This window comes from Pseudoclavibacter sp. VKM Ac-2888 (genome assembly GCF_015351285.1).
Classification (GTDB): Bacteria; Actinomycetota; Actinomycetes; order Actinomycetales; family Microbacteriaceae; genus Pseudoclavibacter.
On record NZ_JADKSM010000001.1, the window covers coordinates 3015451 to 3041243 of the forward strand.

The 25793-nt window shown below is 69.9% G+C and carries 26 protein-coding genes and 1 tRNA gene; 15 read left to right on the forward strand and 12 right to left on the reverse strand.

Annotated elements, in window-relative coordinates:
* The first annotated feature begins 144 nt into the window (after positions 1–144).
* From ITJ61_RS14230 to ITJ61_RS14265, 8 genes are all read left to right on the forward strand, one after another.
* Positions 145–1587, forward strand: a complete 1443-nt coding sequence (locus tag ITJ61_RS14230) for an FAD-binding oxidoreductase (protein WP_194686502.1) — start codon at positions 145–147, stop codon at positions 1585–1587.
* 161 nt (positions 1588–1748) lie between these two features.
* Positions 1749–3407: an ABC transporter substrate-binding protein gene (locus ITJ61_RS14235; protein WP_194686503.1), complete on the forward strand. Its 1659-nt coding sequence runs from the start codon at positions 1749–1751 to the stop codon at positions 3405–3407.
* A 26-nt stretch (positions 3408–3433) separates the two neighbouring features.
* Positions 3434–4483, forward strand: a complete 1050-nt coding sequence (locus ITJ61_RS14240; RefSeq protein ID WP_194686504.1) for an ABC transporter permease — start codon at positions 3434–3436, stop codon at positions 4481–4483.
* Positions 4480–5349 (forward strand): ABC transporter permease, encoded by an 870-nt coding sequence (locus tag ITJ61_RS14245; protein WP_104307692.1) that lies wholly within the window; start codon positions 4480–4482, stop codon positions 5347–5349. The genes ITJ61_RS14240 and ITJ61_RS14245 overlap by 4 nt, the downstream gene beginning before the upstream one ends.
* Positions 5350–5371: 22 nt before the next feature.
* Complete coding sequence (locus ITJ61_RS14250; RefSeq protein ID WP_194686505.1) at positions 5372–7069, forward strand: dipeptide ABC transporter ATP-binding protein; 1698 nt, start codon at positions 5372–5374, stop codon at positions 7067–7069.
* A gap of 74 nt (positions 7070–7143) precedes the next feature.
* Positions 7144–8379, forward strand: a complete 1236-nt coding sequence (locus ITJ61_RS14255) for a PLP-dependent aminotransferase family protein (protein ID WP_194686506.1) — start codon at positions 7144–7146, stop codon at positions 8377–8379.
* A gap of 24 nt (positions 8380–8403) precedes the next feature.
* Positions 8404–9288 carry a helix-turn-helix domain-containing protein gene (locus ITJ61_RS20365; RefSeq protein WP_104244352.1) on the forward strand — a complete coding sequence of 295 codons (885 nt, stop codon included), beginning with the start codon at positions 8404–8406 and terminating at the stop codon, positions 9286–9288.
* A 238-nt stretch (positions 9289–9526) separates the two neighbouring features.
* On the forward strand, positions 9527–10372 hold the full coding sequence (locus ITJ61_RS14265; RefSeq protein WP_194686507.1) for a hypothetical protein: 846 nt from the start codon (positions 9527–9529) through the stop codon (positions 10370–10372).
* A 288-nt stretch (positions 10373–10660) separates the two neighbouring features.
* Here the strand turns inward: ITJ61_RS14265 and ITJ61_RS14270 are convergent, their stop codons facing one another.
* The 3 genes from ITJ61_RS14270 to ITJ61_RS14280 form a co-directional block, all read right to left on the reverse strand.
* Entirely contained in the window at positions 10661–11431 is a 771-nt protein-coding gene (locus tag ITJ61_RS14270) for an EI24 domain-containing protein (protein ID WP_194686508.1), read from the reverse strand.
* A gap of 94 nt (positions 11432–11525) precedes the next feature.
* A complete protein-coding gene (locus tag ITJ61_RS14275; RefSeq protein WP_104244356.1) occupies positions 11526–12149 on the reverse strand; it encodes a superoxide dismutase in 624 nt (207 codons plus the stop codon).
* A 124-nt stretch (positions 12150–12273) separates the two neighbouring features.
* On the reverse strand, positions 12274–12813 hold the full coding sequence (locus tag ITJ61_RS14280; RefSeq protein WP_104307695.1) for a flavin reductase family protein: 540 nt from the start codon (positions 12811–12813) through the stop codon (positions 12274–12276).
* 115 nt (positions 12814–12928) lie between these two features.
* On the opposite strand from ITJ61_RS14280, the gene soxR reads away from it, so the two are divergent.
* Entirely contained in the window at positions 12929–13420 is a 492-nt protein-coding gene (soxR, locus tag ITJ61_RS14285; RefSeq protein ID WP_374953210.1) for a redox-sensitive transcriptional activator SoxR, read from the forward strand.
* Between the two features lie 513 nt (positions 13421–13933).
* Here soxR and ITJ61_RS14290 read toward each other — a convergent pair.
* Positions 13934–14611, reverse strand: a complete 678-nt coding sequence (locus ITJ61_RS14290; RefSeq protein WP_104244486.1) for an SRPBCC domain-containing protein — start codon at positions 14609–14611, stop codon at positions 13934–13936.
* 199 nt (positions 14612–14810) lie between these two features.
* The gene (locus ITJ61_RS14295; protein WP_258063545.1) at positions 14811–16100 is read right to left on the reverse strand and encodes an MFS transporter; all 1290 of its coding nucleotides are present in this window, start codon (positions 16098–16100) and stop codon (positions 14811–14813) included.
* A gap of 166 nt (positions 16101–16266) precedes the next feature.
* On the opposite strand from ITJ61_RS14295, the gene ITJ61_RS14300 reads away from it, so the two are divergent.
* Positions 16267–16339 (forward strand) — tRNA-Arg (locus ITJ61_RS14300).
* Between the two features lie 103 nt (positions 16340–16442).
* On the opposite strand, the gene ITJ61_RS14305 is transcribed toward ITJ61_RS14300, so the two are convergent.
* The gene (locus ITJ61_RS14305; protein ID WP_104341787.1) at positions 16443–16730 is read right to left on the reverse strand and encodes a hypothetical protein; all 288 of its coding nucleotides are present in this window, start codon (positions 16728–16730) and stop codon (positions 16443–16445) included.
* A 147-nt stretch (positions 16731–16877) separates the two neighbouring features.
* Here ITJ61_RS14305 and ITJ61_RS14310 point away from each other — a divergent pair, with 147 nt between their 5' ends.
* Positions 16878–17192, forward strand: coding sequence for a heavy metal-binding domain-containing protein (locus tag ITJ61_RS14310; protein WP_104244492.1), 315 nt, complete (start codon positions 16878–16880; stop codon positions 17190–17192).
* 50 nt (positions 17193–17242) lie between these two features.
* On the opposite strand, the gene ITJ61_RS14315 is transcribed toward ITJ61_RS14310, so the two are convergent.
* Both ITJ61_RS14315 and ITJ61_RS14320 read right to left on the reverse strand, forming a co-directional pair.
* Positions 17243–18544: an NAD(P)/FAD-dependent oxidoreductase gene (locus tag ITJ61_RS14315; protein ID WP_194686509.1), complete on the reverse strand. Its 1302-nt coding sequence runs from the start codon at positions 18542–18544 to the stop codon at positions 17243–17245.
* Between the two features lie 155 nt (positions 18545–18699).
* A complete protein-coding gene (locus ITJ61_RS14320; RefSeq protein WP_104301351.1) occupies positions 18700–19290 on the reverse strand; it encodes a TetR/AcrR family transcriptional regulator in 591 nt (196 codons plus the stop codon).
* A gap of 114 nt (positions 19291–19404) precedes the next feature.
* On the opposite strand from ITJ61_RS14320, the gene ITJ61_RS14325 reads away from it, so the two are divergent.
* Together ITJ61_RS14325 and ITJ61_RS14330 are read left to right on the forward strand one after the other, a co-directional pair.
* Positions 19405–20214, forward strand: coding sequence for an SDR family NAD(P)-dependent oxidoreductase (locus tag ITJ61_RS14325; protein WP_194686510.1), 810 nt, complete (start codon positions 19405–19407; stop codon positions 20212–20214).
* The gene (locus ITJ61_RS14330; RefSeq protein WP_104244500.1) at positions 20211–21260 is read left to right on the forward strand and encodes a 2,3-butanediol dehydrogenase; all 1050 of its coding nucleotides are present in this window, start codon (positions 20211–20213) and stop codon (positions 21258–21260) included. The genes ITJ61_RS14325 and ITJ61_RS14330 overlap by 4 nt, the downstream gene beginning before the upstream one ends.
* Positions 21261–21317: 57 nt before the next feature.
* Here the strand turns inward: ITJ61_RS14330 and ITJ61_RS14335 are convergent, their stop codons facing one another.
* The 3 genes from ITJ61_RS14335 to ITJ61_RS14345 form a co-directional block, all read right to left on the reverse strand.
* Positions 21318–21545, reverse strand: a complete 228-nt coding sequence (locus ITJ61_RS14335) for a DUF1272 domain-containing protein (RefSeq protein ID WP_194686511.1) — start codon at positions 21543–21545, stop codon at positions 21318–21320.
* Positions 21545–22165 carry a DJ-1/PfpI family protein gene (locus ITJ61_RS14340; protein WP_194686512.1) on the reverse strand — a complete coding sequence of 207 codons (621 nt, stop codon included), beginning with the start codon at positions 22163–22165 and terminating at the stop codon, positions 21545–21547. Before ITJ61_RS14340 ends, ITJ61_RS14335 begins: the two co-directional genes overlap by 1 nt.
* A 184-nt stretch (positions 22166–22349) precedes the next feature.
* A complete protein-coding gene (locus ITJ61_RS14345) occupies positions 22350–22748 on the reverse strand; it encodes a hypothetical protein (protein WP_104244506.1) in 399 nt (132 codons plus the stop codon).
* Positions 22749–23056: 308 nt separating this feature from the next.
* On the opposite strand from ITJ61_RS14345, the gene ITJ61_RS14350 reads away from it, so the two are divergent.
* Complete coding sequence (locus tag ITJ61_RS14350; protein ID WP_194686513.1) at positions 23057–23521, forward strand: DUF6892 domain-containing protein; 465 nt, start codon at positions 23057–23059, stop codon at positions 23519–23521.
* Between the two features lie 132 nt (positions 23522–23653).
* Here ITJ61_RS14350 and ITJ61_RS14355 read toward each other — a convergent pair whose 3' ends face one another.
* Positions 23654–24634, reverse strand: coding sequence for an NAD(P)H-quinone oxidoreductase (locus ITJ61_RS14355; RefSeq protein WP_194686514.1), 981 nt, complete (start codon positions 24632–24634; stop codon positions 23654–23656).
* A 39-nt stretch (positions 24635–24673) separates the two neighbouring features.
* Here ITJ61_RS14355 and ITJ61_RS14360 point away from each other — a divergent pair, with 39 nt between their 5' ends.
* The gene (locus ITJ61_RS14360) at positions 24674–25537 is read left to right on the forward strand and encodes a MurR/RpiR family transcriptional regulator (RefSeq protein WP_104307705.1); all 864 of its coding nucleotides are present in this window, start codon (positions 24674–24676) and stop codon (positions 25535–25537) included.
* The last annotated feature ends 256 nt before the right edge of the window (positions 25538–25793 follow it).

Genomic DNA, 25793 nt, shown 5'->3' on the forward strand with positions numbered 1-25793 from the left:
TTCCTGACGTGGTTGATGACGCACCGTGACGCCGCCTGAAGCCCGACAACGTTCGGCGAAGGGAAGCGACGACGGTGCCTGTTCACGCGATGGGCGCTTCCGTACCTTTCGAGGGATCCTCCCGCCTCCCGTCGAAAGGCCAGCATGCCCACCGAGCTCGCCACCCCCGCGCCGACCGCGCCGCTCTCCTCGCTCGAGGGAGCGCAACCGCTGCAGCGGCTCATCGGCGAGCTGCAGGCGGAGCTGCCGCAGCTCGAGGTGCGCGTTCCCTCGGCGCTGACACGCGAGTACGCGGTGGATGCGAGCACCAGGGGCCGTCTCGCCGGCATCGACATCGGCCCGGCCGTCGCGTTCCCGAGCACGGCGGCGGAGGTGCAGGTGATCGTGCGTACGGCGGCCGAGCTTGGCATCGCGGTGGTGCCGCGCGGCGCTGGCTCCGGCCTCGCAGGAGGCGCGACCGCCGACGAGCGGCAGCTGGTCGTCTCGACGGAGCGCCTCGACCGGGTCGTCGAGGTGAGCCCGCTCGACGAGGTCGCCGTGGTCGAGCCGGGCGTCATCAACGCCGACCTCAACCGCCACCTCGAGCCGTACGGCCTCTTCTACGCCCCGGACCCGGCCAGCTGGGACATCTCGTCCATCGGCGGCAACATCGCCACCAACGCCGGCGGGCTGCGCTGCGCGAAGTACGGGGTGACGCGCGAGTCGATCCTCGCGCTCGACGTCGTGCTCGCCGACGGCGCCCTCGTGCACGTCGGCCACCGCTCCATCAAGGGCGTCACGGGCCTCGACCTCGTCTCCCTCTTCGTCGGCTCGGAGGGCATCCTCGGCATCGTCGTCGCGGCGACCGTGCGCCTGCGTCCGATCCCCGTCGCCCGCCGCACGGTGTCGGCGTTCTTCGCGACGACGGCAGCTGGCGCGGATGCGCTCGCCGCCATCACCCGCAGCACCGTGCGCCCGAGCGTTGTCGAGTTCTTCGATTCCCGCACGCTCGCGAACATCGACGCGCACAGCGGCAGCACGCTCACCGCCCGCGGTGGCGCCCTGCTGCTCATCGAGCTCGACGGCTACGGCATCGACGAGCAGTCCGCCGACCTCCGCGCGGCGCTCGAAGCCGTCGGCGGGCTCGTCACCGAGGAGAGCGTCGAGGACGGCGAGGCGCTGTGGGAGCTGCGCCGTTCAGGGCGCGGCTTCGATCCCGCCGAGTGGTTCGCGGGCGGCGACATCGCCGTTCCCAAGTCACGCATCCCCGAGATCTTCGCCCACTTCCCGGTCGTCGAGGAGCGCTTCGGCGTCACGGTGGGCGCTGTCGCGCACGCCGGCGACGGCAACCTGCACCCCGTCATCACGTTCCGCATCCCGGAGGGAGCTGACCCGGCCGTCGTCCCGCCGCAGCTGCACGACGCGGCCGCCGCCCTCGCCGAGTTCGCGCTCGAGCTCGGCGGAACCGTGAGCGGTGAGCACGGCATCGGCTCGTCGAAGCTCGACCTCGCAGCCCTCGAGCTGTCCGAGCGGAGCCGGGAGGCGCAGCACGCCATCAAGCACGCGCTCGACCCCGCCGCGCTCTTCAACCCGGGCAAGGCCATCTGACCCGGCGCCGCGAGCGCCCCATCCCGAGCATCCGCTCACCAGCACCAGCACCAGCACCAGCACCAGCACCAGCACCAGCGCCAGCACACGCACACGTACACGCACCCACCGACCGACCACCCGCAATCCCCAACGCAGACCCCGAGAAAGCAGCCACCACCATGTCGACACGACACCCACGACTCCGACGGAAACTCGCCGCAGCCATCGGCGTGCTCGCCAGCATGTCGCTCCTCGCAGCCTGCGCGACGTCCGACGCCGCCCCGGGAGCCGCGGGGGAGGGCGAGCCGAAGAACGGCGGCGACATCACGTTCCTCATCGACTCCCTCGGCGACAGCTGGATCCCCAACAACAGCGCCATCTCCAGCTACCAGGGGCACGTCTGGGGCCACGTCACCGACAAGCTCGTGTACGTCGACGGCGAGGGCAACGTCAGCCCGTGGGTCGCGGAGAGCTGGGAGCAGAACGACGACGCGACGGAGTACACGCTGCACCTCAAGGACGGCGTGACCTTCTCGGACGGCACCCCCGTCGACGCCGCGGCGGTCGTCGCGAACCTCGACATCTGGGCCAAGGGCGACCCCGACCGCGGCATCAACCGCATCGGGCTGTTCCCCGCCGCGAACTACGACGGTGCGACCGCGGTCGACGCGGCGACCGTCGAGGTGAAGTTCTCGAAGCCCACCCTCGGCTTCATCCCGACGCTCGGCTACCACGGCTCGATCCTCACCTCACCGGCCGTCATCGCGCTGCCGGCCGAGGAGCAGGCCGACCTCAGCAACTTCGTCGGCAGCGGCCCGTTCACGGTCGAGTCCTGGCAGGAGGGGCAGGACGTGGTCCTGACCAAGCGCGAGGACTACACCTGGGGTCCGGAGGCGCTCGAGCACACGGGCCCCGCGTTCCTCGACTCCATCACCTACCAGATCGTCGCCGAGCCGTCGCTGCGCACCTCCTCGGTGCAGGCTGGCCAGGCGGACGTCGCCTACAACACCTCCCCGCAGGAGCTGGATGCGCTCGCCGACGAGGGCCTCGAGGTCGCGGTTCCCCGCTACCTGGGCTTCGTCAACGGCTACGCGCTGAACACGCAGGTCGCCCCGTTCAACGAGACCGAGGTGCGTCAGGCATTCCAGCACGGCATCGACCGCGACGAGATCCTCTCCACCGTGTACACGGAGGACTGGGAGGCCGCGGAGTCGTTCATCCAGAGCAACGTCCCCGAGGCGACGGACCACAGCGACGCGTTCGCGTTCGACCCGGAGGAGTCGAAGAAGCTGCTGGATGCGGCCGGCTGGACGGCAGGCGCTGGCGGCATCCGCTCGAAGAACGGCGAGACCCTCGCCGTGACGCTCTACCCGAACCCCTACCTCGCCACCTCGCAGTCGGTCGACGAGCTCGTGGCGCAGCAGCTCAAGAAGATCGGCTTCGACGTGAAGATCGAGGCGTACGACGTCGTCACGTACGGCGAGCGTGTGCTCAACAGCGGCGTCGAGATCCAGGCCACCGAGATCACGCGCAGCTTCATCGACGTCGGCACGGTCGCGGGCATCCTCACCAGCCTCAACGAGGGCGACGAGGACTGGTTCGGCGTGGGAACGAGCGACGCGAAGCTCAACGAGTACGCCGAGGGCATCTCGAGCTCGAGCGACACCGAGGCACGCGCGGCGCTCGCCGACGAGCTGCAGGGGTACGTGCTCGAGCAGGGCTACTTCGCCCCGATCACGCAGATCGTGCAGCGCGTGTACGTGCAGTCGCCGAACCTGCACGGCGTCACGTACAACGGCGTCGCGTACGCCAACTACGCCACGGCCTGGGTCGACTAGGCCCCGGCCGGCGGGAGGGGACCAGCATGAGACAGAACTACACGCGCTTCGCGCTGAGGCGCACGGGCCAGGCGATCATCGTCGTGCTGCTCGCCTACGTCTTCACGTTCTTCGTCATCAGCGTGCTGCCGGGGGACCCGGTCACGAGCACGCTGCGCAACCCCGACAACGGTTTCACGGAGGAGGAGATCGCCCGCATCGTGGCCTACTACGGCCTCGACCAGCCGCTGCTCGTGCAGCTGTGGGGTTCGCTCACGAGGTTCGTCGTCGGTGACTTCGGCGTCTCGCTGCGCTCGAACCTGCCCGTCGCCGACCTCATCGGGGATGCGCTGCCCTCGACGCTCGCTCTCGCGGGCAGTGCCCTCCTCGTGGCGGTTGTGCTCGCCGTGCTCATCGCGTTCGGCACGCAGGTGCTGCCGGTCCGCTACGGCCAGGGCGTCCTGCGCGCCTTCCCGTCGCTGTTCCTGTCGGTGCCGAACTTCGTCATCGGCCTGCTCCTCATCAACGTGTTCGCGTTCGGCCTCGGCCTGTTCCGCATCGTCGACCCGGAGAGCGCGTGGGCGACGTTCTTCGCCGCCGTCGCCCTCGGCATCCCGGTCTCGGCGCAGATCGCGGAGGTGCTCATCACGAACCTCGACCACGCGTCCTCGCAGGAGTACGCGTCGGTGGCGCGCTCCCGCGGGCTCACGCAGCGGCGACTCTTCACGCGGCACCTCCTGAAGCCGTCGGCGCTGCCCGCGGTGACGGTGCTCGCACTCACGGTGGGCGAGCTGCTCGGCGGTTCCCTCATCACGGAGGCCGTCTTCGGGCGGAGCGGCATCGGCAGCATCGTGCAGCGGGCCGTCGCCAGCCAGGACCTGCCGGTGCTGCAGGCGGTCGTCGGCCTCGCCGCCGTCGTCTTCGTGCTCGTCAACCTGCTCGCAGACCTGGCCTACCCGATCCTCGACCCGCGCGTCGACATCGAAGGGAACCGCAAGAAGGGCGGGCCCGTCATCGGGGACGCGGACGCTTCGGCACCCAAGTCCTCCTCCACACCGTCCGACTCCCCGCTCAAGGAAGAGGCGAGCATCGTATGACCTCCGCAGTTCTGAACGCCGCACCGGGCGCGACCGGCTCCCGCAGTCCCAGGGCCGCGTTCAAGGTTCGCGCGATCGGCGTCTTCCCCCCGACGGTCGTGCTGTCGTTCGTCGTCATCGCCCTGGTGCTCGCCTGGTCGCTGCTGCCCGGCGTCTTCACCTCCTCCAGCCCGGTCGACGGCGTCCCCGCCGACAAGTTCCTGGCGCCCAGCCCGCAGCACTGGTTCGGCACCGATCACCTCGGACGCGACCAGTTCGCCCGGGTCGTCTTCGGCACGCAGTCCTCGATCTCGTCGGCGCTGGTCGCCGTCATCATCGGCGTCGTCGTGGGCGGCGCGATCGGTCTCATCGGCGGGTTCATCGGCTCCTGGACCGACACGGTGCTCGCCAGGTTCGTGGATGTGCTGCTCGCCATCCCCAGCTTTCTCCTGGCCGTCGTCATCGTCTCCTCCCTCGGCTTTCAGACCATCAACGCCGCGATCGCCACGGGCGTCTCCGCCGTGGCGGTGTTCGCCCGCGTCATGAGATCCGAGGTGCTGAAGACGCGGCGGGCCACGTTCGTGGAGGCCGCCTACCTCCAGGGCGGGTCGAAGTGGCACGTGCTCGGCCGCCACGTCCTCCCGAACGCGTCTCGCTCCGTCCTGGCGCTCGCGGTGCTGCAGTTCGGGCTCTCGATCCTTGTCATCGCTGGCCTCGCGTTCCTCGGCTACGGCGACCCGCCGCCCGCGTCCGACTGGGGGCTGCTCATCTCCAACGGCAAGGACTACCCGCGGGCGCCCTGGCTCGTGCTGTGGCCTGCCCTGGTAACCATCGCGACGGTGCTCTCCGTCAACCGAATCAGCCGGTGGCTCCGGCAGACGTCCTGACCGAACGCACGAGAGGCGCGCAATGACCCACGCATCTGCATCTGCATCCGCACCCGCTCCCGAATCCTCCGCCCAGCCCCTCCTGCAGGTCGAGAACCTGTCGGTCGCGTACGGCAGGAGCGAGGTCGTCTCCGACGTCAGCTTCACCTTGAATCGTGGCGAGAGCCTCGCGCTCATCGGCGAGTCCGGGTCCGGGAAGTCCACGATCGCCCGCGCGATCCTGCGTCTCCTGCCGGACGGCGGTCGAGCGGCTGGGAGCATCCGCTTCGAGGGGAAGGACGTGCTCGCGTACTCGCCGCGCCAGTTCCGCCCCCTGCGCGGTACCCGCATCGGCTTCGTGCCGCAGGACCCGGCGAACGCCCTCAACCCGGTGCGCACCATCGGCTCCCAGGCGCACGAGGCGGCCGACCTCGTCGACGGCCTCTCCCGCGACGAGCAGCGGGAGCTCATCTTCGCGACGTTCGAGCGGGTCGGCTTGCCCGACCCGAAGCGCGTGTACGAGTCCTACCCCCACCAGCTCTCCGGCGGCATGCTGCAGCGTGTGCTCATCGGGCTCGCCGTGCTGCCGAGCCCCGAGCTGCTCATCGCGGACGAGCCGACGAGTGCGCTCGACGTGACGATCCAGAAGCGGATCCTCGGGGTGCTCAGCGAGCTGCAGAGCGAACTCGGCATCGGGCTCGTGCTCATCACGCACGACCTCGCGATCGCGGCCGAGCGCACGCAGAAGATCGTCGTCCTCAAGGGAGGCGAGGTGCAGGAGGCCGGCGCGACGGAGCACGTGTTCACCGAGTCCACGTCGCCGTACACGGTTCGTCTGCGGCAGGATGCCCCCGCCCTGAACCCCGACCGCTACGGTTCGCTGCTGCAGCGCGACAGCCGCGGCGCCGCGACCGAGCAGGTCGCGCTCACGGGCGTATCGAAGAGCTTCTCGGTCGGGGAGCGACGGGTCGCGGCGTTGGACGACGTGTCGTTCGCGGTGAGGGCAGGCACGACGCACGCGCTCGTGGGGGAGTCCGGCTCGGGCAAGACCACGGCTGTCCGCATCCTGCTCGGCCTCGAGGAGGCGGACGCCGGCGAGATCCGCGTCGGCGACGAGCGAGTCGACGGCAGCTCTCCCAAGCAGCTCCGCGAGATCCGCCGCCACCTGCAGCTCGTCTATCAGAACCCGTTCACCTCCCTCGATCCGACGTGGCGTGTGGAGCGCATCGTGCGCGAGCCGCTCGACCGCTACAAGGTCGGCGACAAGCGAGAGCGCGCCGAGAAGGCTCGGGCCACCCTCGCGTCCGTCGGCCTGGGCGCGGAGTTCCTGTCCAGGAAGCCGTCTGCCCTCTCCGGCGGCCAGCGCCAGCGTGTCGCCATCGCGCGCGCCCTCGTGCTCCGACCGGACGTGCTCGTGCTCGACGAGCCGACCTCCGCCCTCGACGTGACCGTGCAGGCGGAGATCTTCGAGGTGCTGTTCCAGCTGCAGGCTGAGCTGGGGCTCACCTACCTGTTCGTCTCCCACGATCTCGCACTCGTCCGCCAGGTCGCAGACACGGTGTCGGTGCTCCAGGGCGGCAGGGTCGTCGAGTCCGGACGGGTTGCCGAGGTGCTCGCGCATCCCGAGCAGCCATACACGCGGGCCCTCATCGATGCCATCCCCACGCCCCGGTACGGGCATGCGGCTCCGCCGGCGGATGCGAACATGACGCCCGCAGTCCAGGTCCCGGCGCTCGTCTGAGCGAGCCGCACCTCCGAACTTCCAGCTGAACCGATCGAGGCCGAGCGCCTCGTGCGAGAGAGAACGACGACACCATGACAAGCACCGCCAGCACGCAGACCCTCCTGCAGAGCACGCCGCAGACCTCCCCGCCGACCTGGACGTCGACGGAGCTCGCGCGTGCCTTCAACGCGCCGAAGGGCTTCGGCGACGCGACCCTGCGCGACCGGCACCCTGACTCGATCGAGCTGCTCGGCGGCATCCCCGACCCGTCGGTGCTCCCCTCCGCCGAACTCGCCGAGGCGACCGCGCGGGTCCTGTCCGTGCCGGGCGTGCCGGCGCTGCAGTACGGGCGAACCGAGGGCGTGCCCGCGCTCCGGGAGTGGATCGCCGCACGCGAGGGCGTGCCGGTATCGCGTGTGCTCATCACGAACGGCGGGTTCCACGGCATCTCCCTCGCCGTGCAGCTCGTGGTCGAGCGGGGCGGCCTCGTCGCGGTCGACAACCCGATCTTCCCGCTGTTCCTGCGCGGCCTCGAACTCTCCGACGCGAGGATCCTGCCGATCACGGTCGGCCGCGATGGCTTCGACGTCGCCGAGCTGGAGGCCCATCTGGTCGCTGGCGCGCGTCCGGCGGCCGTCTACACGGTGCCCGACTTCCACAACCCCTCGCAGCACAGCTTGACTCTCGAGGGGCGCCGTGAGCTCGTGCGCCTCGCGGAGCGGTACGACTTCATCCTGCTGGCCGACAACCCGTACCGGGAGCTGCGCTTCCGCGGCGATGAGCTCGACTTCGAGATCTTCAACAGCTCCTCGCACGTGATCCACATCAACACGTTCACGAAGACGCTCGGCCCGGGCCTGCGCCTCGGCTGGATCGTGCTGCCGGAGCGGCTTGTCCCCGACTTCGTGTCGCTGCGCGCGCGTCAGGACTCGCACTCCTCGCAGCTCGTGCAGCATGCGGTCGCCGAGCTGCTCGGGACGACGCCCACGTTCTTCGACGACACGCTCGCGTCGGCGCGAGAGCTGTACCGGGAACGGGCGGATGCGCTCTCCGCCGCGCTCGAGGCCCACGCGCCCGGGGCCTTCGAGATCGACGCGCCAGATGGCGGCCTGTTCCTGTGGCCGCGCCTCGTCGACGACGCGATCGACGCGGACAGGCTCGCCGAGGATGCCAGCGCTGAGGGCATCGGCTACCAGCGCGGCTCGTTCTTCCCGTCTGGGCCGGGCACCGACGCGCCTCGCCGCCTGCGGCTCGCCTACGGAGACACCCCCGTCGAGCGCCTGCAGGAGGCGGCCGCGCGCCTCGGCCGCGCACTCGAGAAGCAATAAGCGGACTCGTGCCAAAATATTCGGGTGGCTTCTCCGCAACGATACCGGCGTCGGGGCAGGGGTGCGGCTGAGTTCGCCGAACTCAGCGGCTACCGCGTCGAAGGTGCGCAGGCGGAGTTCGCGGTCGATGTCACGGCCATCGACCTCGGCGATGTCGCCATGTGGCGGCTGCACCTCACGCCCGTGCAGGCCACGATCGCGGACGTCCTGCCTGGGGAGCTCGAGACGGTGCAGGTGCTCTCCACCGTGTCGGGGACGATGACCGTCAGGATCGCAGGAATCTCCCACGAGCTGACTCCGGGCTCGTACCTCCTCTTCGACCCGCGGCGGCCGCACGATGTGTCGAGCGCGGATGAGACGACCTCGTTTCTCTACTCGGTCCGGCGCTCCGCGGTCGAGCCGATCATCCGGGAGTTCCCCCTCAGGGTCGACGCAGACCCTGTCTACAGTCGCGCCCTGCGCGCGCTCGTCACGAGCATCCTGGACTCCGAGAGGGACTACTCCGGGCCTGGCGCGGGAAACCTGCGCATCGCGATCGAGTCGGCGCTGCTCGCGAGCATCGCGGAGGCGGTGGGGCGTTTCCGGGCGACCACGAGCGAAGGCGGCGACCGGTTCCTGGTCCTGATCGAGGGGGCCAGGCAGATCATCGCGGGAGAGTTCGCCGACCGCTCGCTCTCGGCGACCACCCTCGCGCGGCGCCTCAGCGTCTCGCGTTCCCTGCTGCACAGGGCGTTCGAGAGCGTCGGCATGACGCCAGCGGTGGAGCTGCGCAACGCTCGGGCGAGGCATGCCAGGCACCTCCTGGCTACGGGCGATTCGCCGACGCAGCGCAGGGCCGCGGCCAGGGCGTCGGGCTTCGCATCGGTGACATCGATGCTCGCGGCGATCGAGGCACTCGGCCGCGACTGACGCCGGAGCGGCCTGTTCTGTCGCGAGAATCGTCGATTCCGTCGCCGGACCGACCGGAAGGTCTATCCCTGCGCATAGAGTCGCGAGGTCGAACGCTCGTGTGCCCCCAGGCGACGTAGCGCGACCACGGACGCGAATCGCTCAGATGCGGTACGCCCACTCCCAGCACTCCGCAGCACCGCACTCCCACGCGGTGCTCGCTCGTGTGCCCAATTTTCGGAACCCAGAAAGTCGCGCAATGAACACCTCCCCCGAACCCGCCAACGTCGCAGCAACGCCCACGACGACCACCCGCCGCACCCTGCTCACCGCAGCCGCCTGGTCGGCGCCGGTCGTGGCCACAGCCATCGCGGCTCCCCTCGCAGCCGCCTCCACGCTGTGCGTCGACCCCGACGTCGGCATCAACTGGGGGCTCGCGACCGTCAGCGGAACCGCGGCGACCCTCGGCGCATCCTCGACCCTCGACCGCACGGCCGTCTTCCGCCCGCAGAACTCGACCCGGCCCACGACGTCCAACATCAGCGCCACGGTGCGCCACACCTTCAGCGGCAACATGCGGGCGGAGACGAACGACGGCACCGTCTCGGCGCAGAACGTCGGCGGCATCGGCCAGCGCGGCTACCAGATCAACCAGTTCAACGGCCCGAACGCCCTGACGCAGCCGTCTGCAAACGACTTCCAGACCGTCGTCTTCACCTTCGCTGAGGACCTCTGCAACGTGCGCTTCTCCATCACCGACATCGACCGGCTCTGGCGAGCGGGGAACGGCCTCACGCGCGACTTCCTCGACGGTGTTGTGCTCGAGTCCGCGGCGCCGAGGACGTTCTCGATCCCGAGCGGCTCCACGGTCACGGGCGCCGGGACCGCCACGAGCCCCTGGTACAACTCGGTCGACGGCAACAAAGCCGAGGACGCCCCCGGTGGCCAGGTCGACGTCGTCTTCGCCGGCCCGGTGCGCTCGTTCACGGTGCGCTACTTCAACCTCGGGTACATGCTCGGCACCACGAACAACACGGTGAACACCGACAACGACCAGACGATCTTCGTCACCGGTCTGCGGGTCGAGCGCCGGGCCGCCTGCTAGGGCAGTCCAGCTCGGTCGCCTCTCACCCTCCTCCGGCAGGCGAAGCTGAACCGTCGGTCGTCCCAGCCTCGGGCCCGGGACGGCCTGCGGTTCGCGGCCGCACACCGGGAGGCGCGCGACGTGGCGCTCGAGGCAGCGGGCCGCGCACTCGCCGAATCGGCGAGCGGGGCCCGCTGCTGCGAGCTGCTGCTGCGAGCCGCTGGACCAGTCGCTCGGTCCAGGCTGCTGAACCAGGCAGCGGAACGGAGGCGCCAGCACCGGCCGACGTCGGGGCGTTCTGCCCTGGATTTACTGCTCGGCGCTTGCGGGCGAGCCTGCGCGGGTCAGCCCGCGCTCGTCGAGCAGGCGGCGAGCCAGCACCGTCGAGCCGGCGACGGCAGCAGGCATCGTGAAGACGGCCCCACCAGGCACCATGAAGCAGAGCTGCGTCGCGACGCCGAAGCCGAGCAGCTGCGCACGATTCCCGCGGATGACGGAGGCGCGCTGCTCGCCGAGCAGCCGGCGCGCATCCAGTGCCCTGCCGGTGAGCTCCCGCGACAGGACCGTCCCGTTGAGCGTGACGCCGACGACCGCCGCGGCGACCGAGCCGATGAGCGGGATGACGCCCACGATCGCGACGGCGATGGCCGCGAGGATGCCCATGCCGACGAGCCACAGGCTGCCTCTGACCGCCGCGAGGAGCCCGAGCCCCTCGCCCGGGTTCTCGTCACCGAGGTCGCGCTCGACGGACAGCCAGATGCGCTCGTAGAACGGATCGCCGACGGTCAGCGTGATGGCGGTGAACGTCGTGACCGACAGGAAGACGCCGCCCGCGACGATGAGGGTCATGAAGGCGATGCGCAGGACGTTGCGCCACACCTCGTCCCACGACGCCGCCCAAGGGGTGGCCCACTCGACGAGGTCGTCGACGAAGAACAGGAGCGTGACGAGCGCGGCGCCAACGAGCAGGAAGACGATGAGCGCCGGGATGAGCCCGAGCAGCATCAGATGCGGCTTCTTCTTCCAGTACCCGAAGCCCAGGAAGAGCGCGCTGACGCCTGAGAAGAACTGCCCGATCATGCCACCGAGACTACTGAGGCGCGGCAGGGAAGCGGATGCGTGCATCCGTTCCCCCGCCGCGCCTCAGGAGGTGTGCGGTTCGAGCGAGGAGGACCTAGAGCGTGATGAGGCCGTTGGTCTTCGTCGTCGCGGCGTCGTAGCGCTGCTGCACGTTGTCCCAGTCCGCGATGTTCCAGAACGCCTTGATGTAGTCGGCGCGAACGTTGCGGTAGTCGAGGTAGTAGGCGTGCTCCCAGACGTCGAGCATGAGCAGCGGGACGAGCCCGAACGGCACGTTGCCCTGCTGGTCGAAGAGCTGGAAGATGGCGAGCTGCTCGCCGAGCACGTCGTAGGCGAGGACAGCCCATCCGGAGCCCTGCACGCCGAGCGCCACTGCCGTGAACTGCGCGACGAACGCATCGAAGGAGCCGAACTGCTCGTCGATCGCCGTGGCGAGCGAGCCAGTGGCCTGGCCGCCGCCGTTGGGGGAGAGGTTGGTCCAGAAGATGGAGTGGTTGACGTGGCCGCCGAGGTTGAACGCGAGGTCCTTCTCGAGCTTGTTCACGTTGGCGAGGTTGCCGCTCTCGCGGGCCTCGGCGAGCTGCTCGAGCGCCGTGTTCGCGCCCTTCACGTAGGTGGCGTGGTGCTTCGAGTGGTGCAGCTCCATGATCTCGCCGCTGATGCTCGGGGCGAGGGCGGAGTAGTCGTAGGCCAGGTCGGGAAGGGTGTATGCGGTCATGGTGTGACCCTCTTTCTGTCGTGTTCTGCGGTATTGGTGAGTTTGGGTGGTGTGAGGGGCGTCCGAATCGCGGGTTCGGTCGCGGGTTGATGCGGCGGGTTGCGGCGCGGGTCCAGTCGCGGGTTCAGTCGCCGAACGTGGCGGCGTCGAGGCGGCCGAAGCGGCGGTTCTGGTACATGAGCGGCGGGACCGTGCTGCCGTGCAGGACCTCGAGGACCTCGGCGAGCACGATGGTCGAGCCGCCGACCTTGACGGTGCTGGCGATGCGGCAGCGCAGCGTCTCGCGAGCCTCGGGGAGGAAGGGCTCGCCCGTGGGGAAGTGATCCCAGCCCTGTTCCGGAGTGAAACGGGGGGCGCCGCTGCGGGCGAAGTCGAGGGCGATCTGCTCCTGCTCGTGGCTGAGGAGGTTCACGGTGACGTCGCCGGCTTCGAGGAGTCCGCCGGCGCTGCCGGTGGCCCGCGTCACGGAGAACGAGAGCGTGGCGGGGTCGACGGCGACGGAGCTCACGCTCGATGCGGTGAGGCCGACGGGGCCGTTCGCGGTCTGGGCCGCGATGATGGCGACGGCTGCGGGGTGCTCCCTGAAGGCGGCCTTGAACTCTTCTGCCAGCGCTGCTTGGGGCAACGCCGCTGGGACTGGTGCCTCGGGGGCGGGTTCTGTCATCGAGTGGGCTCTCTGCCTGTTCTGGAGGACGGTGATCGGAGTTGCGTGTGCGTTTCCTCTTCGAGGCTAGAACCTAAAGTAAGGTTGAAGTCAATTCGAACGGTGGGATTTCACTGTGAGCGAGACACGCAAGGACACAGAGGCGCTCGATCGGGCCCCGGGGCAGCCGCACATCTCCGACGAGCTGCTCACGGTGAGCGACATGGTTCGTCGGACGGGCGTCGCCGCATCCGCGCTGCGCTTCTACGAGGAACTCGAGCTGATCGCCGCGGTGCGCACCGCTGGCAACCAGCGTCGCTACGCCCGCCACATGATTCGGCGAGTCTCGCTCATCTCGGTCGCGAAGCGCCTCGGCATTCCGCTGTCTGACGTGCAGGACGCGTTTGCCGACCTGCCGAGCGATGCGACGCCCAGCCAGGAGGACTGGCAGCGCGCTTCGCGGCGGTGGAAGCGGACGCTCGAGGAGCGGCGGCGCGGCATCGAGCGCCTCGAGCACGAGCTCATGGGATGCATCGGCTGCGGTTGCCTGTCGATGAAGGCCTGCGGGCTCCTCAACCCCGACGATGCCCTCGCCGGCGGAGGAGCCGGCCCTCGCCGCCTCGACTGAGCGCCGCCCCGCGCCGCGCCGCGCCGCGCCGCGCCGCCCCGCGCCGCGCCGTGCCGGCCCGCCCATCCACCTGCCCAATCCTGCGCACCCCCTCCGCTGCCCAGGGCTGACTTGTGGTTGTTTCGGGCCCGGAATGACGACCACAAGTCAGCCCTGGGCGCCGGAGGGGGCAGCGAGGGCCAGCGCGAGGGCGAGGGCGAGCGCGAGGGCGAGGGCGAGGGGGCTGGAGGCAGGGCGGCGGCTGAGGCGTCGAGTCGGTCGCGGGTCGAGAGGCGCGAGTCGAGAGGCGGGAGTTGAGAGCCGCGAGTCGAGAGGCGCGAGTTGAGAGGCGCGGGTCGGGAGGTCGGATTCGGGGTTCGCTAGCTGGGAATCGGAATCGGGATCGGGATTCCGAATTCGGGGTTCGCGAGCCGGGACTCGGGATCGCGGGTCGGGACTCGGGAGGCTGCAGCGGTATGGCCGTGGACGCAGGCGGTCGGGCCGTCGAAGCTCAGGCGTCTGCTGCGCGGAAGATCAGGCGTCTGCCGCGTCGAGGCCGTCGAGGTAGGCGTCGGTGGTGCGTTTCTGCGCGGCGCGAGCGTCTGCCTCGTCCGAGCCGGCAGCGATGGAGGCATCCGCCCACGATTCGGCGCTCAGCATGAGGAAGCTCCGCGCGTCGTCGCCCCGCACCCACGAGGTTGTCTCGAGGGGAACGGTCGCGCCAGCTTCGAGGTGGTGGGCGAGGCTCGCGAAGCTCAGATCCCAGCCGACTCCGGTCGCGCCGACGCCGAACTTGGGCCACGTCTCCTCGTCGGTCGGGGAGTGGTGTTCGAGGGTGAGCGTGGCGTGGGCCTCGTCGACCTTCGTGAAGTGGGCCTCGATGTGCGTGTGCTCGCCGTCGTACTCCCAGGTCAGCGTGAACGAGTCCGGGGCGTGGCAGCCGGTGATGTGCCCGTGCGCGTTGTCCTGGATCTGGTAGGTGCCGCCCTGGCGCAGGCTGCCGTCGACGGGCGCGAACCATTGGGCGAGGCGGGCGATCTCGGTGGCCGCCGACCACAGCGAGCTGCGCTTCGCGGCGAACGTCTGCGTGAGGGTGATGACGAAGCCGTCGTGGCCGTCGAGTTCCTGCATCCGCACCGAACGGGTGACGGCGGCCAGCTGGGTGGCGCTGTCGAAGGTCGATGTGCTGGTAGAGGTGGGCGCCTTCGTCATGTGCCCTCCTTCTGTGTCGGTGCTGGGTTGGGATGCGGTGCTGGGGCAGCGTGCCGGTGCCGCGTGCGTGGGGCGGCGTGTGCGCGCGTTCCTAGCGTCGCACTTCGGCGTTCACCTTGGCAGGCCCCGCGCGGGGTTGCCTGTGACGATTACGTGAAGTTGCGGTTGCGGACGTGCGACGACGCTGCGCGTTGGCGGGTCAGGGGACGCGAACCGCCTGGGTGGCGGCGGTCTCACCCTTCCAGGGGAGCAGGAAGAGGGCGAGGAGCCCGGCGATGATGGTGAGGCCACCGACCATCCAGATGACGCCCGGCCAGTCGAAGTGCTGGAAGAAGACGCCGCCGAGGAACCCGAAGAGGCTTGAACCGCCGTAGTAGCCGAGGTTGTAGAGCGCGGTTGCCTGGGCGCGGCCGCGGGTCGGGTAGGCGCCTGCCCAGCCGACGGCGACGGAGTGCGCGCCGAAGAAGGCGGCCGTGAAGATCGCGAGGCCGGTGATGACGAGCCACAGCTGCGGCGCGAGGGTGAGCGCGAGGCCGCCGAGGGAGACGGCTGTGGATGCGAGGAGCACGACCTTGCGTCCGTGGCGGCCGGCGAGGCGAGCGATGAAGGGCGAGGAGAACGAGCCAGCGAGGTAGGTGACGAAGACGAGCGACACGAGCCAGACGGGGAGGAAGTAGGGCGACTGGGTGAGGTGGAAGCCGAGGAAGTTGTAGACGGCGACGAATCCGCCCATGAGGAAGAAGCCCTGCGCGAAGAGGCCGAGCATCCTGGTGCTGGAGAGGTGCGCGGCGATGGCCTTCCATGCTCGGCCGATGCTCGCGCCGAGGGTTCCACCCGCGTGCTTGGCGAGCGGGGCGAACCCGCGCGGCTTGGGGATGAGCCAGATGAAGAGCACCGCCATGGCGACGGAGATGAGGGACACGGTGAGGAGGCCCAGCCGCCAGTCGAGGAGCTCGGCGACGGGGGTCGGCACGATGCGGCCACCGAGTCCACCGAGAGTGTTGCCGGCGACGAAGGTGCCGGCTGCTCCTGCAGCGGCAGTGGGGTGCAGCTCCTCGTTGAGGTAGGCGATGGCGCAGGCGGGGACGCCGCCGAGCGCGAGCCCCTCGAGGAGGCGCAGCGCGAGCGCCAGCTCGAAGCTCGGCATGAGGATCATGAGCAGACCGAGCACGGTGGCGCTCGAGATGGAGATCGTGATGGCGCGAACGCGCCCCATCCGGTCGGCTGCTATCGACCAGGGCAGGACGGAGATGGCGACGCCGAGGGTGCCCATCGACACCATGAGCGCCGCCGTCGCGGGGTCGATCGCGAAGGTCGTCGAGATCTCGGGCAGCAGCGCCTGTGGGGCGTAGAGCTGCGCGAACGTCGCGAACCCCGCGCAGAGCATCGCGAGTTGAATGCGTCGGTAGTCGCGGGACCCGCCGAGGTGTCCGAGCCAGGGGTTGCCGGTGGATGGGGGCTTCGGGGTGCTGGCGCGGTCAGGGGTCACTCGTTCGAGGGTACTCCGGGGGTTTCGTCCGAGCATTGTGCGTCTGCATGGGCGCGCGCGGATCGTTCGTGGTCTTGCCCGAAATGGCGGGCGACCCGCCGGGTTTGCGGTGCGCCAGGGTCGTGTGTAAGCTATCCCCTGGTCAATCGCGCAAGCGAAAGACTGGGCGCCCGTAGCTCAACGGATAGAGCATCTGACTACGGATCAGAAGGTTAGGGGTTCGAATCCCTTCGGGCGCACGGTACCAGAGCTTCCAAGCTCGAGTACGAAGCTCTGTGTTGAGACAGATGCAGGAAAGGCTCGCGAAAGCGGGCCTTTTTTGTTTGCCGTCGTGGGGCCGTCTCAGTCGCTCGAGGACGGAGAGCGTCGTGCGGCCCGGTTGGCTGACGCGTCCGTGCGTGCGATGCGCACGAGGGCGATCAGGCCAAGGACAAGCAGCACGAGCGCGCTCGCGGGCACCAGCATGAGGCCGGCGTAGCCGAGGCCCACGAGGAACTCGGCAGTGCCCGGGCCGGCCGTGTCCGGGTGGGCAGCCGCGAGGGCGCCGGCAGGACCGAAAGCGGCGGCAGCCGCGAGGGCGGCGAGGCTGAGCCCCAGCACGACGGTGACGATGGCGAGCGCACGCTTCATGCTCTCGAGCCTCCCACACAAGCGTCCCGAGCGAGCGGCCGAGCGCCTCGAGCCTCCCAAGCGAGCCTCCCAAGCGAGCCTTCCGCTCGAGCCGGAGGAGGTGTCCGAGTACTTCCCGTGGAGGCACGGATTCGGTAGCGTTCCCTCATGATCATCGTGACGACCAATGACGTTCCCGGCACATCCATCTCGAGCGTCATCGGCGAGGTCTCGGGCCTCACTGTGCGCTCGCGGAACATTGGTGCGCAGTTCGCTGCCGGTTTCAAGTCGCTCGGCGGCGGTGAGCTGAAGGGCCTCACGACGCAGCTCGAGCAGGCCCGGGCGGAAGCCGTCGCTCGCCTCAAGGCGGCAGCGGAGGCGGCCGGAGCGAACGCCGTCGTCGCGATGCGCTACGACTCGAACGAGATCGACCAGAACTACCAGGAGATCGTCGCCTACGGCACGGCCGTCGTCATCGCCTGAGCCTGAGCCTGAGTGAAACCCGGCCAGCACCTCTCGCGAATCGCCTCACGCTACGCGCGGCCCTTGAGGATGAGGTTCCAGTAGACCCACGGCAGCACGCGTCGGTCGAAGACCCAGGTGAGCCGACGCTCGCGCGCGAGTCCCTTCCAGAAGGGGATACTCGGGCGCTGCTGCCCGTCGGCGTCGAACTCCGCGAAGACCACGCGCGAGCGTGAGACCGTGAACGGAGCGACGGTGTAGCCGTCGTACTCGCTCCGCGCGCCGTTTCCGCCGAGCACGCCGACGAGGTTCTCGGCGAGGGCCTTCGTCTGCTTCCGCAGTGCCCCGCCGGAGCGCTGGCTCCCCGAGACGGCGGCGTCGCCGAGCGACCACACGTTCGGGTAGCGCCGGTGCTGCAGGGTGCGCCCGTCCACGTCGACGAATCCACCCTCGCTGCCAGTCAGCGGCACCGCCGCGGCGAGACCCGCCTCGGCGATCCAGGCGGGAGCCCGTTGCGGGGGTTCCACGACGAGGGCGTCGTAGTGGATGCGCTCGGGCTCGCCTTCGACGCCGGCCGTGGTGCCGAGAGTCGCCCTGCCGATGACCGCGGTGCTGCTGTCGGCGATCACCTCGCTGAGCCGCGATTCGCGGCGCACCTCGATGCCGTATTCGGCGACCTTGCGCTCGAGTTCCGCGTCGATCTCCGGCACGCCGAGCGGCGTCGCGTCCGGCAGCACCAGCACGACCCGAATGCGGTCGAGCACGCCCCGTGCGCGCCAGTAGTCGCACGCCAGGTACATGGGCTTCTGGATGGCGCCGGCGAACGAGGCAGGCTCGGGGGCCTGCACGAACACGGCGGTGCCGTCCCGCAGGTCGCGGAGAAGGTGCGAGGTCTTGTCGGCGAGCCTGATCTCATAGCTGGATGCGACGCGCGGCGACTGCAGGGCTGCGCGCAGGCCGGGGATCGCATCCCAGTCCTGCACGATGCCCGGGCAGACGATGAGGTGCTCGTAGCCGACTCGTCGGCCGGATTCGAGGACCAGCGATGAGGTCTCGGGGTCGACGGAGGCGACGGCGTCGCGGAGGAGCGTCACTCCCGTCGGCATGACGTCGGCCTGCGGTCGAGTCGCCTGGCTCGCCTTCGCGGTGCCGCCGGCGACGTGCGAGAGCATGGGCTGGTAGACGTGGTTGACGCGCGGCTCGATGACGGTGATGTCGGGGATGCCGGCTCGCTGCAGCCGGCCCGCGACGGAGAGGCCCGCGTTTCCGCCGCCGATGACGAGCACGCGGTACGTGGTGAGCGTGGGCTGCTGCGCTGCCTGCTGCGCAGGCTGCTTCGTTGGCTGGGCGTCGCCGTTCGAGGTGGTGGTCATCAGAGCGACGCTAGCCGCCGGACGGCGTCGCGGACCCGTGACCGGGGCATGGTCACGCAACTCCCAGCCTGCTGCCACGCTCAGGAAACAGCATCGTCAAAACATGCGGGTCGCTGCCGGGCGCCGGCCGCCGGCCCACCCCGGCCACTCCCTGCCTACGCCCGGCCGAGCCACCAATCGGGGGAGGCGGCGATGATCGTGCGGGCTGCCGCATCCACGTCGTCGACCTCCCCGGACCGGAGCCACTCCTCGATGGCGCTGACGGTGCCTCCGCCGGCGTAGGCGATGAGGAGGCGCGCGTGGCGTTCGCGGTCGATGCCGGGCTGGGCTGTCGGCGCGATCTCGGGGTGGCGGTCGAGGTGCGTGCGGAGGCCGGTCTCGATGCGGTCGACGAGGGTGTCGCGGACGGCCCCGGTGAGTCGCGGCGACATGGCGTTGCGGTAGATCTTCGCGTGGCGAGCGACGTGCCGCAGGAGCTCGCGCTCCGGTTCGTCGAAGACGCTGAGCTCGCTGCCGCTGCTGGCCGGCAGTGATTCGAGGGGTGCCATGAGGGTGTCGATCTCCTCGCCAAGGAACGCCGCGAGGAGGTGCTCTGGCGTCGCCGCGTGCCGGTAGAAGGTGTCGCGGGTGATGCTGGCGACTCTGGCGACTTGCGCCACGGTGACATCGGCGATGGGCTGCGCGGCCGCGAGCTCGTAGATCGCCGCGCGGAGGGCGGCGCGTGTTCGTGCCTGACGCGGATCCATCCGCCCACCCTATGGGCTGAAGGGTGGGTCCACAGCAAACTATCTGACAGGTGCCTGATAACCGGCGTACGCTGGAAACGCACGCCAACGACGGCGGGCAGAACGGAGTGAGCAATGTCGCAAGCAGCAGACAGGACGGCAACCGGCGCGGGCCGATTCGCCGGCAAGGTCGCGATCGTCACGGGAGGCGTCTCGGGCATCGGGGCGAAGATCACGGAGCGCCTCGTCGCCGAAGGCGCCAGTGTCGTCGTCGCCGACATCAACGCCGAGCTCGTCGCCGCAGCAGGCGAGACCTTCGGCGGCGATGTCATCGGCCGCCGCACCGACGTGACCGACGAGGACGACTTCGCAGGTCTGATCGCCGAGACGGTCGAGAAGTTCGGCACGCTGGACGCGCTCTTCAACGTCGCGGGAGGCTCCCGCTCGGGCACGCTCACCGACATCTCGTTCGCCGACTGGGACTTCACGGTCCGCCTCAACCTCTACAGCGCCTTCAACGGCACCCGCCTCGCGGCCCGCCAGTTCCTCGCCGAGGGCAAGGCTGGGGCGATCGTCAACGTCGCCTCCCTCAACTCGCTCGTGCCGATGCACTTCGGTGTCGGCTACACGGCTTCCAAGGCCGCGGCTGTCATGCTCACGAAGCAGGCGGCGCTCGAGCTCGGCGAGCACGGCATCCGCGTGAACGCCGTCTCGCCCGGCCTCGTCGCGACCCCGCTCACGAAGGGCCTCACCGACATTCCCGGCGTGCAGGAGGCGTACGACGAGCGCATCCCCTTCCGCCGCGCGGCGCAGCCGGAGGAGATCGCGTCGGCCGCGCTGTTCCTCGCGAGCGACGATGCTTCCTACATCTCCGGCGACAACCTGGTCGTCGACGGCGCCTGGTCGACGACCGGCTACCCCGACCTGCGGAAGTTCCTCGCATGAAGGCCGCGGTGTTCCACGGCAAGGAGGACGTGCGCGTCGAGGAGGTCGCCGAACCCACGCCGGGCCCGGGCCAGGTGAAGCTGCGCAACGCGTACGCCGGCATCTGCGGCTCCGATCTGCACGTCTACTACGCGCCGGAGAGCTCGGGCCTCGACTTCGAGCATCCGCACCCCGTCACGGGTTCGCTGCCGCCGCAGATCCTGGGCCACGAGTTCTCCGGAACCGTCGTCGAGCTCGGCGAGGGCGTCGACTCGGTGCAGCTCGGCGACCGCGTCGCGGTGTGGCCGATCTACGCGTGCGGCGAGTGCGCGGCCTGCCGTCGCGGCAAGCCGAACGTGTGCACGAAGATCGGCTTCCACGGCCTCTCCTCGCACGGTGGGGGCATGGCCGAATTCACGACGGTGGATGCGAGCAAGCTGCACGTGCTGCCCGAGAACGTCGACCTGCGCCTGGGGGCGCTCGTCGAGCCGATGGCGGTCGCATGGCACGCGGTCGAGCAGAGCGGCGTGCAGGCTGGGCAGACGGCGCTCATCTCGGGTGCCGGCCCGATCGGCATCGGCGTGTGGTTCGCGTTGCGTGCCAAGGGCGTCGAGACGGTCATCGTGTCCGAGCCGAGCGAGGGTCGCCGGTCTGCGATCGCCGGGGTCGGAGCGGCGAACCTCGTCGACCCGACGACGGAGGACCTCTCGGCTCGGGTTGCTGAGATCACGGGCGGGGATGGCGTGGATGTCGCCTTCGACGCTGCCGGAGTCGGGCCGGCTGTCGCGGCCTCGCTTGCGAACCTGACTCCCGGTGGGCGCGTGGTGGTCGTCGCCATCCACGAGCGGCCCATGGATTTCCTGCCGACGCAGCTCGTCATGGGCGAGACGGCGATCGTGGGCACCCTCGCCTACCTGCAGAGCGACTTCGACGCGGTCATCGCCGCGATGGCGGCTGGCGGATACACGGCTGACGGCTGGGTCGACGACGTCGCCGTCGACGACGTGGTCGGGGCGATCGAGAGCCTCCGCGCGGGCAAGGGCATGAAGGTGCTCGTGCGGGCTTAGCGTTCGTGCGGGCCTGATCTGCGTGTGGGCCTGGCCGGAGCGCCGGGAGCCGCGTCGCTACCCGCCGTGCACCCGAACGGTGCTCGGCGGGTTCGCGGCGAGCTTCGAGGCCGGGCGCACGGGGCGACGCTCGAGGTTGCCGCCGCAGTTCGGGCACGCCCGACCCTCGAACGTGGCCGCGCAGTCGCCGCACCACGTGCACTCGAAGGTGCAGATGTAGGCCTCAGCGTGCGGGGGCAGGTCGATGTCGCAGCATTCGCAGTTCGGGCGCAGCTCGAGGGCCATCAGGCGAGTCCGTTCTTCTCGGCGAACGGGTCCCAGCTCGCGTCCGTGTGCACGTCGAGTTCGGCGGCGTCGCTGACCCTCGCCGCGACGTCAGCGCCGTGGATCGAGGCGATGATGGCGGCGGTCATGTCCATCCCCGCGGCCACCCCGGAGGATGTCCACCGGTTTCCGTCCTCGACCCAACGCGCCTGCGGGATCCAGTCGACCGAGGTGCCGTGCGACGCCGCCCAGGCGAACGCCCGCTTGTTGGAGGTGGCCCGGAACCCGTCGAGCAGACCGGCCGCCGCGAGCAGCGCGGAACCGGTGCAGACGGACGTCACGAGGCGCGCATCGGCCGCCCACTCAGCGAGCCAGCCGAGGAACCCGGCGTCGACGGCGAGGGCTCGCGTGCCCTGCCCACCGGGGACGAGCACGATGTCGGGCCGCGTGGCGTCGGCGAAGCCGCTGGTCGCGATGACCTCGGGTCCCTGCGAGCTGCGCACCGGCCCAGCGTGCGGTGCGATCAGCTCGACGTCGAAGAGCGACGGGTCGAGCCGGAACAGCTCCACCGGGCCGAACACGTCGAGGAGCTCGAACCCCTCGAACAGGACAACGGAGATGCGACGCTTCGCTTCAGGCATGTCCGCATTCTCGCAGGAGGACGATCGTTCTGCGCTGGATTGCGGCGTTCGGCGATGGTTGCCCTGTGACGAGCCGCCTGCGAGGGAAATGTCCGAGTCGGGATATCTCCGAGACGGGGCCGCCGAGCGTGGACTCCTCCGAGCAGGTTCGTCTCTGAGCAGGGTCGTCTCTGAGCAGGTTCGTCTACGAGAAGAGCGGTGACGCTGGGCTTTCGCTGACACTCGCGACGAAGCTGGTGAGCAGCTCGCGGTCGCTCGCTGCGCTGCGATTCGCGTGGTCCGCCCCGAAGAGCAGATGCAGGGTGCGCACCTCGCGTCCCGTCTGCTCGTCGAACTTGATCTCGTCGACCGCTTCCCGCACGGACCAGCTCGTGGACCGCGCCGACATGTGGCCCGCGCGGCCGAACGTGTACGCGGCCGCGAGGTTCGCGAAGAACAGCCAGTCGTCGCCGGCCACCTTCACCGCGTACCCGCGCTCACGCGTCCACGTGTCTCCGGACCTCGGCCTCGGCAGAGAGTCGGCCTCCACGATGTGGTCGTAGTCGGCTTCGGATGTGCGGCTTCCGCCTGCAACTCGGCACATGGGACCCCCCCGGAATCGATGTCGATGCCGTGGACTCTATGCTCCTCGCGAGCCTTCCGGAACGTGCTGCCGGGTCTCTCCCGCATAGCCTGCGCAACAACGCGAAAGCGGCCAGGCCCGGTGCCCGCGTGCCTCCCCCTCCACGCCCCGCTCGCCGAGTCGCCTCACGCCCCGCTCGCCGAGTCGCCTCACGCCCCGCTCGCCGAGTCGAGAAGTGAGTTGTGGTCGTCAAGCGATGGCCTGAGCGACCACAAGTCGGCCCTGGGCATCTCGGCGGACGCTCAACTGCTTCCGCCAGCATTGCCCGCATGAGCGATTCCACCAAGACCCAGCCCGCCGGCGACCTGCCCAGCGAGGCGATCGACTTCGCCGACTTCAACTTCAAGCTCGCCGTCATCCAGGAGCTGATGTACGAGCAGGAGCTGCTGACCCCGCAGTTCGTGCTCGCGGATTTTCTCGAAGAGCACGTCGACCGCGAGATCGACCTCTCGCAGGAGATCACCGAGCCGATCCCCGAGGTGCTCGAGTACTTCCGCTCGCTGCCCGTGCCCAGTGAATATGCGCCGAGCGTCGAGGAGCTCTTCCAGGATGGCGGGAACGACATCTACCTGGAGATCGCCCCGCAGTGGGGCGGCGACGACTCCACCTTCGATATCGCCGACTTCACCGACACGCGCCACTTCCCGAACCTCACGTCGATGACCCTGCTCGGGGTCGACGACGAGGTCATCGAGGGGCTCCGTCGGAAGGGCATCGACGCGCAGCTGCTCTGAGGTCAGCCGACGCGCACCGGTGGATGAGCGTCGGTCGGCACGCGTCGGCCAGTGCGCGTCTGCCGCTCCGCATCGGTGGATGAGGGTCGGGTGGCGCGCACGGGCGGATCAGCCTCGGGTCCTGCACGCCGGTCAGCGCACGGCGAGGAGGATTTTGCCGATGTGCTCGCCGGACTCCATGCGCTGGTGTGCTCGATGCGTGAAGTCGAGGGTCTCGACGGTGTCGAGGAGGGGGCGCACCTTGCCGGCCTCGACGAGCGGCCACACGTGCTCGCGCACCTGGGCGATGACCGCACGCCGCTCTTCCAGGGGGCGGGCGCGCAGGGTCGTGCCCCAGATGCGGCCGCGCTTCTGCATGAGGCGGCCGACGTTGATGGTCGCTTCGTTGCCGCCCTGCGCCGCGATGACCATGATCCGGCCGCCGGTGGCGAGCGCGTTGACGTCGCGGGCGAGGTAGTCGCCGCCGATCATGTCGAGCACGACGTCGACGCCGCGGCCTCCCGTGGCTTGCGCGATGACGTCGACGAAGTCCTCGTCGCGGTAGTTGATGCCTCGGGTCGCGCCGAGCTGCTCCGTCATGGCGACCTTCTCTGGCGTGCCGGCGGTGGCGTAGACGGTCACTCCGAGGGCGGTCGCGAGCTGGATGGCGATCGTGCCGACCCCGCTCGTGCCGCCGTGCACGAGGAGCGTCTCGCCAGCTTCGAGGCCAGCGCTCATGAAGAGGTTCGACCAGACGGTCGCGACGGCTTCCGGGAGCCCGGCGGCTTCGACGAGGTCGACTCGCCGCGGCTTGGGGAGCACGAGGCCCTCGTCGACCGCGACCCGGTCGGCGTAGCCGCCGCCGGGGAGGAGCGCGACGACGTAGTCTCCGACCTTCCAGGCGGTCACGGATGCTCCGATCTCGACGACGGTTCCACTCACCTCGAGACCTGGCCAGGCCGGGGCACCATCGGGGGAGGGGTACCTGCCTTCGCGCTGCGCGACGTCGGCGCGATTCACGCCGGCAGCTGCCACGTCGATGATGACGTCGAACGGCCCGGGGGTCGGCTCGTCGACGTCGGAGAGGACGAGGGCGTCTGGCCCGCCGGGGGTAGGAACCGTGATTGCACGCATGCTGGTCAGTGTTTCACGCGGACGTGTACCCTCCGTCTCATGTCAGGGCCAGTGCATGATCCAGAGCGGCTGCGGGGCGTGACCCGCCCGGAGCTGAGCGTGCTCGCTCGCGTGCGCGCCGCATCCGCCGCCCTCGGCCCGAGTGAGCGCAAGGTCGCGCAGATGGTGCTCGCCAGGCCGGATGAGATCGTGGAGTGGTCGACTGCGGAGCTCGCGGACGCCGCGGGCACGTCGACGGCCACGGTCATCCGCGCCTGCCAGAGCCTCGGGTTCCGCGGCTTCCAGCACCTCCGCCTCGACCTCGCCCGATCGGCGCCGCTCGCCCCGCGGGAGCAGGGGACCGTGCGAGAGGCGAGCACGTTCGACGATGCGATCGACGCGGTCCGGCTCGCGCAGGAGAGCGTCGACCCTGAGCGCATCGTCGCGGCTGTCGCGGCGCTCCGGGGCGCCCGCCGCGTCGTGCTCGTCGGCAGCGGCTTCTCGGGGCCCCCGCTGCAGGACTTCGCGATGCGCCTGAGCACGCTCGGTCACTCCGTCGAGGCTCCTGTGGATGCGCTCGCGCAGCAGTTCGCGGTGCGCTCGCTCTCGAGCGGCGACGTGTGCCTCGCCCTCAGCTACTCCGGTGCGAACGTGCAGTCGCTGCGGGCAGCCGAGGCTGCGAGTGCGCAGGGCGCCACCGTGGTGCTGGTCACGAGCTACGCGCGCTCGCCGCTCGGACGGGTCGCCGACGTGGTCGTGACGACCGGACCCGCGGGCACCGCCCACGACATCGATCCGTTCCTCGCGCGGCTCGGCCACACGATCGTGCTCCACGCGTTCCATTCCGCCCTGTCGGAGCTCATCGGCGGCGACGAGGTCGTCGGCATGCGGCACGTCGTGGCCGACGCGCTCTCGGAAGACTGACCTCCGAGGTGTGGCCTCCGAGGCCTGGCCTGTGAGGCCTGATCTGCGACGACTGGCCTCCTGGGACTGGCCTCCTGGGACTGATCTCCGGAGACTGGTCTGCGACGAGTGACCTGCGAGGGTTGGCCCGCGAGGACTGACCTCCGAAGTGCGCTCGCACCCGCAATCCCAGCGCATGCCAGCCCGTTCGCGTCGCCGTCTCCCGCGCCGCGTCGTGCCGGCTGGGTCGTGGCGGCCGGGTCGTGCCGGCTGGGGC

Excerpts from the sequence above, each read along its gene's own strand:
- ITJ61_RS14230 (WP_194686502.1), top strand. The coding sequence starts at position 145 with ATGCCCACCGAGCTCGCCACCCCCGCGCCGACCGCGCCGCTCTCCTCG.
- ITJ61_RS14235 (WP_194686503.1), top strand. The coding sequence starts at position 1,749 with ATGTCGACACGACACCCACGACTCCGACGGAAACTCGCCGCAGCCATC.
- ITJ61_RS14240 (WP_194686504.1), top strand. The coding sequence starts at position 3,434 with ATGAGACAGAACTACACGCGCTTCGCGCTGAGGCGCACGGGCCAGGCG.
- ITJ61_RS14245 (WP_104307692.1), top strand. The coding sequence starts at position 4,480 with ATGACCTCCGCAGTTCTGAACGCCGCACCGGGCGCGACCGGCTCCCGC.
- ITJ61_RS14250 (WP_194686505.1), top strand. The coding sequence starts at position 5,372 with ATGACCCACGCATCTGCATCTGCATCCGCACCCGCTCCCGAATCCTCC.
- ITJ61_RS14255 (WP_194686506.1), top strand. The coding sequence starts at position 7,144 with ATGACAAGCACCGCCAGCACGCAGACCCTCCTGCAGAGCACGCCGCAG.
- ITJ61_RS14265 (WP_194686507.1), top strand. The coding sequence starts at position 9,527 with ATGAACACCTCCCCCGAACCCGCCAACGTCGCAGCAACGCCCACGACG.
- ITJ61_RS14270 (WP_194686508.1), bottom strand. The coding sequence starts at position 11,431 with ATGATCGGGCAGTTCTTCTCAGGCGTCAGCGCGCTCTTCCTGGGCTTC.
- ITJ61_RS14275 (WP_104244356.1), bottom strand. The coding sequence starts at position 12,149 with ATGACCGCATACACCCTTCCCGACCTGGCCTACGACTACTCCGCCCTC.
- ITJ61_RS14280 (WP_104307695.1), bottom strand. The coding sequence starts at position 12,813 with ATGACAGAACCCGCCCCCGAGGCACCAGTCCCAGCGGCGTTGCCCCAA.
- ITJ61_RS14290 (WP_104244486.1), bottom strand. The coding sequence starts at position 14,611 with ATGACGAAGGCGCCCACCTCTACCAGCACATCGACCTTCGACAGCGCC.
- ITJ61_RS14305 (WP_104341787.1), bottom strand. The coding sequence starts at position 16,730 with ATGAAGCGTGCGCTCGCCATCGTCACCGTCGTGCTGGGGCTCAGCCTC.
- ITJ61_RS14310 (WP_104244492.1), top strand. The coding sequence starts at position 16,878 with ATGATCATCGTGACGACCAATGACGTTCCCGGCACATCCATCTCGAGC.
- ITJ61_RS14315 (WP_194686509.1), bottom strand. The coding sequence starts at position 18,544 with ATGACCACCACCTCGAACGGCGACGCCCAGCCAACGAAGCAGCCTGCG.
- ITJ61_RS14320 (WP_104301351.1), bottom strand. The coding sequence starts at position 19,290 with ATGGATCCGCGTCAGGCACGAACACGCGCCGCCCTCCGCGCGGCGATC.
- ITJ61_RS14325 (WP_194686510.1), top strand. The coding sequence starts at position 19,405 with ATGTCGCAAGCAGCAGACAGGACGGCAACCGGCGCGGGCCGATTCGCC.
- ITJ61_RS14330 (WP_104244500.1), top strand. The coding sequence starts at position 20,211 with ATGAAGGCCGCGGTGTTCCACGGCAAGGAGGACGTGCGCGTCGAGGAG.
- ITJ61_RS14335 (WP_194686511.1), bottom strand. The coding sequence starts at position 21,545 with ATGGCCCTCGAGCTGCGCCCGAACTGCGAATGCTGCGACATCGACCTG.
- ITJ61_RS14340 (WP_194686512.1), bottom strand. The coding sequence starts at position 22,165 with ATGCCTGAAGCGAAGCGTCGCATCTCCGTTGTCCTGTTCGAGGGGTTC.
- ITJ61_RS14345 (WP_104244506.1), bottom strand. The coding sequence starts at position 22,748 with ATGTGCCGAGTTGCAGGCGGAAGCCGCACATCCGAAGCCGACTACGAC.
- ITJ61_RS14350 (WP_194686513.1), top strand. The coding sequence starts at position 23,057 with ATGAGCGATTCCACCAAGACCCAGCCCGCCGGCGACCTGCCCAGCGAG.
- ITJ61_RS14355 (WP_194686514.1), bottom strand. The coding sequence starts at position 24,634 with ATGCGTGCAATCACGGTTCCTACCCCCGGCGGGCCAGACGCCCTCGTC.
- ITJ61_RS14360 (WP_104307705.1), top strand. The coding sequence starts at position 24,674 with ATGTCAGGGCCAGTGCATGATCCAGAGCGGCTGCGGGGCGTGACCCGC.